Source organism: Qipengyuania aquimaris (assembly GCF_009827445.1).
Lineage (GTDB): Bacteria > Pseudomonadota > Alphaproteobacteria > Sphingomonadales > Sphingomonadaceae > Qipengyuania > Qipengyuania aquimaris.
Genome location: NZ_WTYI01000001.1, coordinates 265,234 through 278,002, shown reverse-complemented (window position 1 = coordinate 278,002; position 12,769 = coordinate 265,234). Strand labels below are relative to the sequence as shown.

The following is a 12,769-nucleotide window of genomic DNA, read 5'->3' as shown; positions in this document are numbered from 1 at the left end:
GAGAATTTATGACCGACTATCCCACGCTCAACCTGAACGACGGCCGCCAGATCCCCCAGCTCGGTTTCGGCACCTACAAGATCGACGAGGACAAGGCGCCCGAAGCCGTCTCGACCGCGATCGACGTGGGCTACTGGCTGATCGACACGGCGGCCATCTACCAGAACGAAAAGGGCGTCGGCAAAGGCGTGGGCGAATGGTCCGACATCTTCCTGCAGACCAAGGTTTGGAACGAAAGCCAGGGGTACGAGCGGGCCAAGCGCGCGGCGGAAAAGTGCCTCGAGCGGCTGGGCCGCGACCATGTCGACATGCTGCTGATCCACTGGCCCTGCCCCGACAAGGGCGAATTCGTGGACACGTGGAAGGCGTTCATCGAACTGCGCGAGGAGGGTAAGGCCAAGTCCATCGGCGTTTCCAACTTCCGCGAACAGGATCTGCGCAAGCTGGTCGAAGAAACGGGCGTGACCCCGGCGCTCAACCAAATCGAACTGCACCCCAGCTTCCAGCAGCGCGCCCTGCGCAAGGTGCACGAGGAAATGGGCATCGTCACCCAGAGCTGGTCGCCGCTCGGCCAGGGCGAAGGCCTGTCGAACGAGACTATCGAAGCCATTGCGGAAGAAACCGGCCAGCCCGCCAGCGCGGTCATCATCCGCTGGCATATCCAGCACGGTTTCTCGACCATTCCCAAGGCCAGCAGCCGCAAGCATATCGAGGCCAATTTCAAGGCCCTGTCGTTCGAACTGTCGGACGACCAGATGGCGCGGATCGACGCGCTCGACAGCGAAGACGGGCGCATGGGCCCGGATCCCAGCGAATTCTGCTGAACAGGAGGGGTGCGAGGCCGCGTGCACGCTGCTAAAGGCGCGCCATCATGACCGAGCACCCCATCCGTATTGCCGCGCTCTATCACTTCACGCGGTTCGACGATCCGTCGGCCCTGCGCCCTGCCCTTGCCGCGCTGTGCGAAGAGCACGGCGTGAAGGGTACGCTGCTGCTGGCGCATGAAGGCATCAACGGCACGATCGCCGGAAGCGATGCGGGCATCCAGGCGGTGCTCGACCATATCCGCGCGCTGCCGGGCTGCGGGGATCTGGAAGTGAAGGAATCGCGCGCGGACACCATACCCTTCTATCGCAGCAAGGTGCGGGTGAAGGCGGAGATCGTCACCATGGGCCAGCCCGATCTGGACCCGATGGAGGGCGTGGGCACATATGTCGCGCCGGAGGACTGGAACGCGCTGATTTCCGATCCCGACACCATCGTGATCGACACCCGCAACGATTACGAGGTGCAGATCGGCTCTTTCGAGGGCGCCATCGACCCGGAAACGAAGAGCTTCCGCGAATTTCCCGAGTGGTTCCGCGCCCGCCGCGCCGAATTCGAGGCCGAGGGCAAGACGCCAAAGATCGCCATGTTCTGCACCGGCGGCATCCGCTGCGAGAAATCGACCGCTTTCGTAAAATCCGAAGGGCTGGACGAGGTCTACCACCTCAAGGGCGGGATCCTCAAATACCTCGAGGAAGTGCCCGAGGAAGAAAGCCTCTGGAAAGGCGAATGCTTCGTCTTCGACGAGCGGGTGAGCGTGAAGCACGGCCTCGAAATCGGCGAACACACGCTGTGCCGCGCCTGCCGCATGCCGCTGTCGCCTGCGGACCTTGCGCACGAGACCTACGAGGAAGGCGTCGCCTGCCGCCACTGCCATGCGGAGCGCACCGACGAACAGCGCGCCCGCTATGCCGAACGCCAGCGCCAGTCGAAACTCGCCCGCGAGAGGGGTGAAGCCCATGTCGGCAAAGTGCTGGACCGCGACGGCGACAATGGCTGAGCCGATCCTCTACAGCTTCTGCCGCTGTCCCTATGCGATGCGGGCGCGCATGGCGCTGCACATCAGCGGGGTGGAGAAGGAACACCGCGAGGTCGTGCTGCGCGACAAGCCTGCAGCGATGCTGGAAGTCTCGCCCAAGGGGACCGTTCCCGTTCTCGTCACCGATGACGGCGCTGTACTTGAGGAAAGCCTCGACATCATGCGCTGGGCGCTTGGCAAAAACGATCCCGAAGGCTGGCTGGATCGGCAGGACGCAGAGCTGCTGCAAGCGACCGACGGGCCGTTCAAGCACCACCTCGACCGCTACAAATACTACACGCGTTATGAAGATGCCGACCCGCTGGAACACCGCGCGCAGTGCCTCGATCACCTGAAGCGCCTGAATGATCGGCTGGTAGGCCAGCCCAACCTGTGCGGCGAGCAGCGCGGTTTCGCCGATATCGCGATCTTCCCGTTCGTGCGACAATGCGCCAACCACGATCGCGACTGGTTCGGCAGTGCAGGGATTGCCAACGTGGCCGCATGGCTCGAACGCCATGTGACGTCCGACCTCTTCGCGGCCATCATGACCAAATATCCGAAGTGGGAGCCGGAAGCAGCCTAAAGCGGTTTCGGTTCGCCGTTTTCGAGGCGGTGCGTGCAGCCGAGCGTTGCGGCATCGTCTTCTGCATTGACGGCCGCGCGAGTGCGCCAGCCATCGGCGCGAAGGGCTGCCGCTGCGGAGCGGTCGTGGCCGAGCGGCAGGAACACCGTGTCGCGCTTCTCCGCTTCTCCCTTGCCCAAAGCTTCGAGGATCGGCTCCATGTAGAGGGAGAAGCCGGTCGCCGCCTCGTCGCTGCCCTTGATTGAATAGGTGCCGCCGCGGCCCAGCGCGCCGCGCGCCTTGTCGCTGTGGAGGGTGAAGCCGAACCAGCTCTGGTATCCGAAACCGTGGCGTTCGGAAGGGTCGAGCGTGAGGCGGACGCGGTCGCCAAGGATTGCGGCCACTTCGCGCAGCGCCGCAGTCCGGCTGGCCAGCACGCCGCCGACATCGAGTGCCGACAGCTTTTCCAGGGCCTGTTCCATCGGACCCGCCGCGTAGAGCAGCGGAAGATAAGCAGCACCGCCGACAGCCTTGAGGCCGCCTGCATCTTTCATGTCGAGTTCGCGGCGCACCGCCTCGCGCTGTTCCACGTCGAGCGGTAGCGCTTCTTCGGCCAGCGTATCGACAAGGTCGGGCATGGTGAAATCGACCGACAGGCCATCGACACCGGCAGCCTCCAGCGCATCGAGCGCAACCGACACGGCTTCTGCAGCCGCGGCCACGCTGTCGCTGCCGACCAGTTCGGCACCCAACTGCAAGCGCTGGCGAGCCGGATCGAGCTGGTCCGCCTTGATCGTGGCGACCTCGCCCGCATAGCAAAGGCGCAGCGGGCGCGGCGCATCGCGCAACGAGGTCGCGGCAATCCGCCCGACCTGCACGGTCATGTCGCTGCGCAGGGCAAGCGTGCGCAAGCTTTCCGGATCGGTAAAGCGGATCATGCGGCGCGTCGCCACGCCTTCCATGCGTCCGGCAAGCGATTGTTCGAATTCAACCAGCGGCGGGCGCACGCGGTCGTAACCATGCGCGTCCATCGATTGCAGCACCTGGCGCATGGCGCTGGTGATGGCGGCGGCACGCGCAGGCAGCGCGTCTTCGAGCCCGATGGGCAGGAGATCGTCAGGCTGTGTCATACGGCCAGCGCCCCTGCCCCATCGCGCATCAGAATGCCAGTGGCATTACGGTCTTCACGCCTTCCAGCGCGCAGGCCTTGTCGACGACGTCCTGCGGGATCGGCTGGTCGACGCTCAAGAGCAGCACCGCTTCCCCGCCCGCTTCGCGGCGGCCGAGGTTGAAGGTGCCGATGTTGATGCCGTTTTCGCCGAGCAGCGAACCGATACGGCCGATGAAGCCCGGTGCGTCTTCGTTGACGATGTAGAGCATGTGCCCGTCGAGCTCCGCTTCGATACGCACGCCGAAAATTTCGGTAAGGCGCGGCGCATCGGCGCCGAACAGCGTACCGGCAACCGAACGGTCGCCGCTATCGGTGCCCACGGTCACGCGCAGCAGCGTGTTATAGGCGCCTTCCTTTTCGTGGCGGATCGAACGGATATCGAGGCCACGCTCCTTCGCGAGGAAGGGCGCGTTGACCATATTCACCGTGTCCGAATACTGGCGCATCAGGCCGGCCAGCACCGCACCTTCGATCGGCTTGCCCGAAAGCTGGGCTGCTGCGCCTTCGCGCTCGATGCTGATCTTGGTGAGATTGCCGTGGGCAAGCTGGCCCACGAGGCTGCCGAGGTTTTCGGCAAGGCCCATGTAGGGGCGCAGCTTCGGCGCTTCTTCCGCGCTGAGCGAAGGCATGTTGAGCGCGTTGGTGACGCCGCCGTTCACAAGGTAATCGGCGAGCTGCTCTGCCACCTGCAAAGCGACATTGACCTGCGCTTCATTGGTGCTGGCACCAAGGTGCGGCGTGCAGATGAAATTGGGCTTGCCGAACAGCGGGCTGTCCTTGGCCGGTTCGGTCTGGAATACGTCCAGCGCCGCGCCTGCGACCTGTCCGCTGTCGAGCGCATCGGCCAGCGCCGCCTCGTCGATAAGGCCGCCACGCGCACAATTGACGATACGCACGCCCTTCTTGGTCTTGGCGAGGTTTTCCCGGCTGAGGATATTGCGGGTTTCATCGGTCAGCGGCGTGTGCAGCGTGATGAAATCTGCACGGGCGAGCAGCGTGTCGAGATCGACCTTCTCGACCCCGATCTCGACTGCGCGGTCTTCCGTCAGGAAGGGGTCGAAGGCGATGACCTTCATCTTGAGACCCTGTGCGCGGCTGGCCACGATCGAGCCGATGTTGCCTGCGCCGATGAGGCCCAGCGTCTTGCCGGTCACTTCGACGCCCATGAAATCGTTCTTCGGCCATTCGCCCGCCTGCGTGCGGCGATCGGCGGCCGGGATCTGGCGGGCAAGCGCCATGATCATCGCGATGGCGTGTTCGGCGGTGGTGATCGAGTTGCCGAACGGGGTGTTCATCACGACCACGCCCTTGCCGCTGGCATAGGGGATATCGACATTGTCGACGCCGATACCGGCGCGGCCGATGACCTTGAGATTGGTCGCCGCGTCGAGGATTTCCTTGGTCACCTTGGTCGAAGACCGGATGGCGAGGCCATCGTATTCGCCGATTCGGGCTTTCAGTTCTTCGGGCGTTTCACCGGTGATGACGTCGACGTCGCAGCCGCGCTCTTCGAAAATGCGCGCGGCGTTCGGGTCCATCTTGTCGCTGATGAGGACTTTAGGTTTGCTCATGACGGAATATTCCTGTCGTTTTCCCGGCTTTGCACGGGGCAGTAATTAGGGGGGAAGGCGGCGGCCCGTTCTCGTGGGGCCGCCAGCCGGATCAGCCGTTCTTGACCTGCTCGTAGGCCCACTCGATCCACGGCAGGAGACGCTTCAGGTCTTCCTGCTCTACCGTGCCGCCGCACCAGATGCGCAGGGACGGCGGGGCATCGCGATAACCGTTGAAGTCGTAACCGACGTCGCGGTCTTCAAGGAGCTTCACGATCTTCTTGGGAACGCCGGCCTTATCCTCGTCGGACAGGCTGTCGTACCAATCGCCCTGGAAGACGAAGCACACGCCGGTGTTGGTACGCTTGGCAGGGTCGGAGACCATGTTGCGCAGCCACGGGGTCGATTCGATCCAGTCGAGCACGATCTTGGCATTGGCATCGGCGCGTTCGAACATCGCCTTGCGGCCGCCCATCGCCTGCGCCCATTCGAGCGCGTCGATGTAATCTTCGGTGGCCAGCATGGACGGCGTGTTGATCGTCGCGCCTTCGAAAATGCCGCGATTGATCTTGTCGCCCTTCTTGAGGCGGAAGAGCTTGGGCAGCGGCCATTGGGGATCGTATTCCTCGATCCGGTTTACCGCCTTGGGGCTGAGGATCAGCATGCCGTGCTGGGCTTCGCTGCCCATCACCTTCTGCCAGCTATAGGTCGTGGCATCGAGCTTGGCCCAGTCCATCTCCATCGCGAAAACGGCGCTGGTGGCATCGTTGATGGTCACGCCTTCGCGGCCCTCGGCCAGCCAGTCGGTATTCGGGATCTTCGCGCCTGAAGTCGTGCCGTTCCAGGTAAAGACGACGTCGTTTTCCTGCGGGATCGAGGCGAGATCGGGGATTTCACCGTAATCGGCGTCGAGCGTGGTCAGCTTGGGCAGCTTCAATTGCTTGACCGCGTCCTGGATCCAGACGTTGCCGAAACTTTCCCACGCCGCGACCGTGGCCGGGCGATCGGGGCGCAGCATCGTCCACATCGCGCATTCCAGCGCGCCGGTGTCCGATGCCGGCATGATGCCGACGAGGTAATCCTCTGGCACGCCGAGCATCTCCTTCGACAGGTCGATGGCATATTTCAGCCGCGACTTGCCAAGGGCGCTGCGATGCGAGCGTCCGAGCGATTCGGTTTTGAGGTTGGAAGCGGACCAGCCTTTGTGCTTGGCAGTCGGTCCGGACGAAAAGAAAGGGCGCTCGGGTTTGAGCGTCGGTTCGGCAGTCATGTATTCTCTCCTTGCAGAGAGCTCGCGCGGCGTTGGGACCGCGTGGCCCATCGGCGGCAATAATGTTGCGGTGCGGCGAGTCAATGCGAAATAGGTATGCGTCGGGAAAGGGCGGCTGTGTTGAATGAAGCGCCCTCTCGCCAAAATCGTTCCACTTGCCTAAAGCCCGCCTTGATGGACGTTACGGATCTACGCATCGCGCTGTTCAGCGGGAACTACAACTACACCCGCGACGGGGCGAACCAGGCGCTCAACCGGCTGGCCGACTACCTGCTCAGGCAGGGCGCAAAGCTGCGTGTCTATTCGCCCGTGGTCGACAATCCTGATTTCGAAGCGACGGGCGATCTCGTGAACGTGCCCAACGTGCGCATGCCGGTGAAGGGCCGCGGCGAATATCGCCTGCCCTTGCGGCTCGGCAGCAAGGTCGAGGCCGATCTTGAACGCTTCGCGCCCAATGTCATGCACCTTTCCTCACCAGATCCGTCGGCGCACAAGGCGCTCAAATGGGCCCGGGCGCAGGACATCCCGGTGCTCGCCAGCGTGCACACGCGGTTCGAAACCTATCCGCGCTATTACGGCCTCGGTTTCCTCGAACCTGTCGTCGAGGCGGGCCTGCGGCGGTTCTATAATCGCTGCGACGCGCTGGTCGCGCCGTCGGAAAGCCAGATAGCCGAACTGAAAGCGCAGGAGATGCACGAGGACATCTCCATCTGGTCGCGCGGGGTCGACCGCGAGATTTTTGATCCCTCCAGCCGCGACATGGAATGGCGCCGCGCCAACGGCCTTGCGGACGACGATGTGGCTATCGTCTTCCTGGGCCGGCTGGTCATGGAAAAGGGTCTCGACGTCTTTGCCGACACCATCGTCGAATTGCGGCGGATGCAGGTGCCGCACAAGGTGCTGGTCATCGGTGACGGTCCGGCACGCGGCTGGTTCGAGAAGGCCCTGCCCGGCGGCACCTTCGTGGGCTTCCAGACGGGCAAGGACCTTGGTCGCGCGCTGGCGAGCGGGGACATCTTCTTCAATCCCTCCATCACCGAGACTTTCGGCAACGTGACGCTGGAAGCGATGGCCTGCGGACTGCCAGTGGTCGCCGCCGGGGCGACCGGGGCCGCCAGCCTCGTCACGCCGGGCGAAACCGGCCAGCTGGTCCCGCCGAGCAAGGACGATGCCTTCTCGAAAGGCTGCGCCGAAGCACTGGCGCCCTATTGCACCGACGATGCCCTGCGGCTTGCCCACGGCGCGAACGGCGAGAAAGCCGCGCGCGCCTATTCATGGGACGCGATCAACCAGGCGGTGGTGGATACCTATCTGCGGCTGCACGCCTCCCGCACAGCCGCCTGAACGGGTTTCGCCTCAGCGAAGGACACCCTTCTTCTTCATCGACCAGGCATACCAGAGCTGGAAGATGGCAAGGCCCCACAACAGGATCGGGAACCAGCCGGGCTGCATTTCAGCCAGTTCGGCAGGCATGTCCGCCCCCGCTTCATAGACCGTCGTCAGCGCAATCCCGATGAGCGAGATAACGAAGGACCAAACGGCGAAGCGGCTGCGCAGCAGGAGCAGGACCGATCCCATCACGGCGCCCCATACGCCCAGTGCCCAACCGGCTTCCGCCCAGGCAGGAAACTGGTCGAGATAATCGATGCCCGCCTGCGGGTACCCCATGGAATTGAGGTAATCCATGTTGCGCAGCTGCGTCTGCGTGTAATCGTTCGCGCCGAAGCCGTTCCACAACAGCGTCACGATCCCGACCACCCATAGGTGCCAGGGTGCCTTTGTCGCACTATCCATCTAATAATTCTCCCTCTCGCGTCCCTCGGCCACCAGACTAGCGTCGGGGCCGCAAGACGCAAGATTGAGGCAGATCAGAGCCGTTCGATCTTCTTCGCCAATTCGTCCACCAGGTCGACGATTTCGCGGATCGTGTCGTCATCGAGCTTGCCCGAGCGAGCGCGGTTCTTGAGCACGGTGGCAAGGTTGCCGACCGCACGGAACATCTCCGGCGTCGCATAGGCACGGCGGCGTTCGCCATGCCCGGCAAGCCGGTCGAACAGCGCTTCGACCTCTTCGGCGCGCTCTTCCAGCTCTTCACGTCCGGCGTCGCTAGCCTCGAAAGCCTTGCGGGTCTCGTCGCCCTTGGCAGGCACGATCGCGCCCTCGTCCTCGAGCAGCGAAAGAGTGGGGTAGACCGTACCCGGGCTGGGCGCATAGCTGCCGCCGGTCAGGTCCTCGACCGCCTTGATCAGTTCGTACCCATGGCGCGCTTCATCGGCGAGCAGCTTGAGCAGGACGAGGCGTAGTTCACCCGAGCCGAACATCCGGCGACGACGGCGACCGCCACCGCCCTTTCCGAAGGGTCCGCCGGGGCCGAACGGACCGCCCGGGCCGAACGGTCCTCCGGGTCCAAAGGGACCGTCACGCCCGAAGGCATCGTCCCAGCCACCGGCCATCATCGCCGCGTAGGGCATTTTTCCGAGCTTGCGCATCTTGCGCCATTTATGAGCCTTGTGCATCGCTTAGTCCTATATCTTCGATATTTCTAAGATATATCTTAAATGCGCGAGCGCAAGCGCCCCCTGCAATTTGTCGGCGAATGCACTATGTGATCCGATCAATGGCCGACCTGTTTCCCGAAGATCTCCCCCAGAGGCCCGCGACCGAGAGCGTGCGCGAAGATGCGCCGCTCGCCGACCGGCTGCGTCCCAATTCGCTTGCAGAGGTTATCGGGCAGGATCACCTGACCGGGCCCGAAGGCGCGATCGGCCGCATGGTGGCCGCAGGGCGCCTTTCCAGCATGATCCTGTGGGGGCCGCCAGGCACTGGCAAGACGACCATCGCGCGCTTGCTGGCCGACAGCGTGGGCATGCGCTTCGAAAGCGTCAGTGCAGTGTTTTCTGGCGTGGCCGACCTCAAGAAAGCCTTCGCCGCCGCAGACAAGGCTGCGCAGGCAGGCCAGCGCACGCTGCTGTTCGTGGACGAGATCCACCGCTTCAACCGCGCCCAGCAGGACGGCTTCCTCCCCTTCGTCGAACGCGGCACGGTGACGCTGGTGGGCGCCACGACGGAAAACCCCAGCTTCGCGCTCAACGCCGCACTGCTGAGCCGCGCGCAGGTATTGATCCTCCAGCGCCTCGACCGCGAGGCGCTCGGCCAATTGCTCGACCGGGCGGAGGAACTGGAAGGCCCCCTGCCCCTCACGGCCGAAGCGCGCGATGCACTGGTGGCGAGCGCCGATGGCGACGGACGCTTCCTGCTCAACCAGGCGGAAACGCTCTACAATGCGAAGATCGAGGATCCTCTCGATCCCGCGGCGCTCGGTAAGTTCCTCCAGCGGCGCGTCGCGGTCTACGACAAGGACCGCGAAGGCCATTACAATCTCATTTCCGCGCTTCACAAGGCCGTGCGCGGCAGCGACGTGCAGGCGAGCCTCTATTACCTTGCGCGCATGCTCACTGCCGGTGAAGAACCGCGTTTCCTTGCCCGCAGGCTGGTACGAATGGCCGTGGAAGACATCGGCATGGCCGACCCGCAGGCGCTGGTGCAGTGCATGGCGGCGAAGGACGCCTACGAATTCCTCGGCAGTCCGGAGGGCGAACTGGCCTTCGTCCAGGCGTGCACCTATCTCGCCACCGCGCCCAAATCGAATGCGGTCTACAAGGCGCAGAAATCCTCGTTCAAGAGCGCGAAGGAAACCGGCAGCCTCATGCCGCCGCAGAACATCCTCAACGCGCCCACCAAGCTGATGAAGGATATCGGCTATGGTTCGGGCTACAGCTATGACCACGACGCCGAAGACGGCTTCTCGGGCGACAATTACTGGCCCGACGAAATGGAGCCGCAGAGCTATTACCAGCCAGTAGAGCGCGGGTTTGAGCGCGAGGTGAAGAAGCGTCTGGACTATTGGGACAAGCTAAGGCGCGAACGTGACTGACCGCTTCGGCCATTTCGTGGCGATCGACTGGTCGGGGGCGAAAGGGGCGAAGCAGAAAGGCATTGCCGTCGCGATCGCCGATGTCGGAGGCGGCCCGCCCGTCCTCGTCGAACGCGGAAAAGGCTGGGGCCGCGAAGACGTGCTCGCCATTCTGCGCGACGATCTGCCGGACGATACCCTGGTCGGGGTCGATCTGGGCATCTCCCTCCCCCATGCAGATTGCGGCGCGTTTTTTCCTGCGAACGACGTGCTCCTGCCGCACGCGCCTTCCCTGTGGGCGCTGATCGACGACATCTGCTCGCATGAAGCAAACCTCGGCGCACAGGCCTTTGTCGATCACCCGTCCTACCGTCCCTATTTCCGCGATGGCACCGATACCGGCGCACACTTCTTCTGCGACAATGCCGACCACCGGCGCGGGCGGTTTCGCGTGACCGAGCAGGTGCAGGCCAGCATGGGCTGCAAACCCTATTCCAACTTCAACCTCGTCGGCGCGGCGCAGGTCGGCAAGTCCAGCCTCACCGGCATGCGGATGCTGCACCAGCTGCGCGGTCGCCTGCCCGTATGGCCGGTCGACCCGCTGCCCCCTTCCGGTTCGGCTCTGGTCGAGATCTATACCAGCCTGGCCGCGCTGGAGGCAGGCCGCAGCGCAGGGCGCGCAAAGATGCGCACGATCGAGGACCTAAATGCTGCGCTCACCGTCCTCGAGTCGCCTGCGGTATCCGGCAGCGGAGCAATCGACGACCACGCTTCCGACGCGCTGCTAACGGCCGCATGGCTGCGCAAAGTGGCCGGCGAACGGGAACGCTGGGCGCCGCCAGGGCTTACCGATGAAATTGCACGCACAGAGGGCTGGACCTTCGGCGCATTTTAGCCCAAAGGCGCGCGTCGTTGGGTGAACAGGCCGGCTTAGCTCAGTTGGTAGAGCAGTTGATTTGTAATCATCAGGTCGCGGGTTCGACTCCTGCAGCCGGCACCACCCGCCCCCTTTAGCCCTCGCCTCCAGCCTCGCTTGCGGCCATCAGGTCCATGAAGTTGCGGGCGGCTTCGCGCTCGTCATCGTTTTCGAATGCCACGTCGAGATCGGGCGCCGCGCCGAGCATGAAGAGCAGCGACCAGAGGGCAAAGCGCTTGCCTGGGTCTGTTTCGAGGCCGAGGTCCACGCGGCAGCGTTCTATGCCCGCCTCCAAACCTGCCGGAGTTACTTCGGTCAGATCCGGGGTGGCGAAATAGCGGCGCATGAGATCGTCGAACTGCATGAGCGCCCGAGTAGGTGCGAAAGCGGCGCGGCGCAAAGACAATTCGGCACGGCGCCCAGCCTAGGGGCCACCAATACTCGCCATCGGCGGGAAAAACGATTAGAGGCGCGCAATGCACTTTCTCGACCAAGCCAAGATCTACCTGAAAAGCGGTTCCGGAGGCCCCGGTGCCGTCAGCTTTCGGCGCGAGAAATACATCCAGTATGGCGGCCCCGACGGTGGCAATGGCGGCAAGGGCGGCGACATCGTTTTCGAAGCGGTCGAAGGCCTGAACACGCTCATCGACTTCCGTTACTCGCAGCATTTCAAGGCGAAGCGCGGCGGCCACGGCATGGGCCGCGATCGCACTGGCGCCGGCGCGCCCGACCTGGTGATCCAGGTCCCCGTCGGCACGCAGGTCCTGTCCGAGGACAAGGAAGAGGTGCTCGCCGATTTCACCGAGGTCGGCCAGCAGGTCGTCTTCCTCGAAGGCGGCATCGGCGGCCGCGGCAATGCGAGCTACAAGAGCTCGACCAACCGCGCGCCGCGCCAGCACCAGCCGGGGGAACCGGGCGAGGAAATGTGGGTCTGGCTGCGGCTCAAACTGCTTGCGGACGTGGGCCTGCTGGGCCTGCCGAACGCTGGCAAGTCGACCTTCATCAACCAGGTCACGAATACCAACGCGAAGGTCGGGGCATATGCCTTCACCACGCTGGTGCCCAAGCTGGGCGTCGTGCGGCACAAGGGCCGCGAATTCGTCGTTGCCGACATTCCCGGCCTGATCGAGGGTGCTGCCGACGGCGCAGGCATCGGCGACCGTTTCCTCGGCCATATCGAGCGCTGCCGCGTGCTGATCCACCTGATCGACATTGCTGGCGAGGACCCGGCGGACGCCTACCAGACCGTCAATGCGGAGCTGGAGGCCTATGGCGCCGGCCTGCTCGACAAGCCGCAGCTGGTCGTGCTGAACAAGCTCGACCTTGCCGACAAGGAACTGGGCGCGGCCTTTGCCGATGAATTGCTGGCTGCAGGGGCGGAAAAGGTCTTCTCTATCTCCGGCGCGACCGGCGAAGGGATCGACGAATTGATGGACGCGGTCCTGAGCTATTTGCCCGATCGCACGTCGACCGAAACCAAGGCCGCCCCCGTCGACGATACAGATGCCGACGAAGCATCCGACTGGTCGCCTCTCTGACCG

The 12,769-nt window shown here is 64.0% G+C and carries 13 protein-coding genes and 1 tRNA gene; 8 read left to right on the top strand and 6 right to left on the bottom strand.

What is annotated here, in order from left to right; genetic code table 11:
* Nucleotides 1-8: 8 nt before the first annotated feature.
* Genes GRI34_RS01300 through GRI34_RS01290 form a run of 3 tightly spaced genes read left to right on the top strand, consistent with a single transcriptional unit; the run spans nucleotide 9 to nucleotide 2,429 of the window.
* Nucleotides 9-824, top strand: coding sequence for an aldo/keto reductase (locus tag GRI34_RS01300; RefSeq protein WP_160594391.1), 816 nt, complete (start codon nucleotides 9-11; stop codon nucleotides 822-824).
* A 47-nt stretch (nucleotides 825-871) separates the two neighbouring features.
* Nucleotides 872-1,825 (top strand): oxygen-dependent tRNA uridine(34) hydroxylase TrhO, encoded by a 954-nt coding sequence (gene trhO, locus GRI34_RS01295; RefSeq protein ID WP_160594390.1) that lies wholly within the window; start codon nucleotides 872-874, stop codon nucleotides 1,823-1,825.
* On the top strand, nucleotides 1,818-2,429 hold the full coding sequence (locus GRI34_RS01290) for a glutathione S-transferase (RefSeq protein WP_160594389.1): 612 nt from the start codon (nucleotides 1,818-1,820) through the stop codon (nucleotides 2,427-2,429). The genes trhO and GRI34_RS01290 overlap by 8 nt, the downstream gene beginning before the upstream one ends.
* Here the strand turns inward: GRI34_RS01290 and GRI34_RS01285 are convergent.
* The 3 genes from GRI34_RS01285 to GRI34_RS01275 form a co-directional block, all read right to left on the bottom strand.
* Nucleotides 2,426-3,538, bottom strand: a complete 1,113-nt coding sequence (locus GRI34_RS01285) for an ATP phosphoribosyltransferase regulatory subunit (protein WP_160594388.1) — start codon at nucleotides 3,536-3,538, stop codon at nucleotides 2,426-2,428. The genes GRI34_RS01290 and GRI34_RS01285 overlap by 4 nt on opposite strands.
* A gap of 28 nt (nucleotides 3,539-3,566) precedes the next feature.
* Complete coding sequence (gene serA, locus GRI34_RS01280; RefSeq protein ID WP_160594387.1) at nucleotides 3,567-5,150, bottom strand: phosphoglycerate dehydrogenase; 1,584 nt, start codon at nucleotides 5,148-5,150, stop codon at nucleotides 3,567-3,569.
* 91 nt (nucleotides 5,151-5,241) lie between these two features.
* On the bottom strand, nucleotides 5,242-6,399 hold the full coding sequence (locus GRI34_RS01275; RefSeq protein WP_160594386.1) for a phosphoserine transaminase: 1,158 nt from the start codon (nucleotides 6,397-6,399) through the stop codon (nucleotides 5,242-5,244).
* A 174-nt stretch (nucleotides 6,400-6,573) separates the two neighbouring features.
* On the opposite strand from GRI34_RS01275, the gene GRI34_RS01270 reads away from it, so the two are divergent.
* Nucleotides 6,574-7,743 (top strand): glycosyltransferase family 4 protein, encoded by a 1,170-nt coding sequence (locus tag GRI34_RS01270; RefSeq protein ID WP_160594385.1) that lies wholly within the window; start codon nucleotides 6,574-6,576, stop codon nucleotides 7,741-7,743.
* A gap of 12 nt (nucleotides 7,744-7,755) precedes the next feature.
* Here the strand turns inward: GRI34_RS01270 and GRI34_RS01265 are convergent, their stop codons facing one another.
* A complete protein-coding gene (locus GRI34_RS01265) occupies nucleotides 7,756-8,193 on the bottom strand; it encodes a hypothetical protein (RefSeq protein ID WP_157799495.1) in 438 nt (145 codons plus the stop codon).
* A gap of 74 nt (nucleotides 8,194-8,267) precedes the next feature.
* Complete coding sequence (locus GRI34_RS01260; RefSeq protein ID WP_234028116.1) at nucleotides 8,268-8,915, bottom strand: PadR family transcriptional regulator; 648 nt, start codon at nucleotides 8,913-8,915, stop codon at nucleotides 8,268-8,270.
* 101 nt (nucleotides 8,916-9,016) lie between these two features.
* On the opposite strand from GRI34_RS01260, the gene GRI34_RS01255 reads away from it, so the two are divergent.
* From GRI34_RS01255 to GRI34_RS01245, 3 genes are all read left to right on the top strand, one after another.
* Nucleotides 9,017-10,333 (top strand): replication-associated recombination protein A, encoded by a 1,317-nt coding sequence (locus tag GRI34_RS01255; protein ID WP_160594384.1) that lies wholly within the window; start codon nucleotides 9,017-9,019, stop codon nucleotides 10,331-10,333.
* A complete protein-coding gene (locus GRI34_RS01250) occupies nucleotides 10,326-11,207 on the top strand; it encodes a hypothetical protein (RefSeq protein WP_160594383.1) in 882 nt (293 codons plus the stop codon). Before GRI34_RS01255 ends, GRI34_RS01250 begins: the two co-directional genes overlap by 8 nt.
* A 29-nt stretch (nucleotides 11,208-11,236) precedes the next feature.
* Nucleotides 11,237-11,312, top strand: a tRNA-Thr gene (locus tag GRI34_RS01245).
* Between the two features lie 10 nt (nucleotides 11,313-11,322).
* On the opposite strand, the gene GRI34_RS01240 is transcribed toward GRI34_RS01245, so the two are convergent.
* Nucleotides 11,323-11,592, bottom strand: a complete 270-nt coding sequence (locus tag GRI34_RS01240) for a hypothetical protein (protein WP_160594382.1) — start codon at nucleotides 11,590-11,592, stop codon at nucleotides 11,323-11,325.
* Between the two features lie 112 nt (nucleotides 11,593-11,704).
* Here GRI34_RS01240 and obgE point away from each other — a divergent pair, with 112 nt between their 5' ends.
* The gene (obgE, locus tag GRI34_RS01235; RefSeq protein ID WP_160594381.1) at nucleotides 11,705-12,766 is read left to right on the top strand and encodes a GTPase ObgE; all 1,062 of its coding nucleotides are present in this window, start codon (nucleotides 11,705-11,707) and stop codon (nucleotides 12,764-12,766) included.
* Nucleotides 12,767-12,769: the final 3 nt, after the last annotated feature.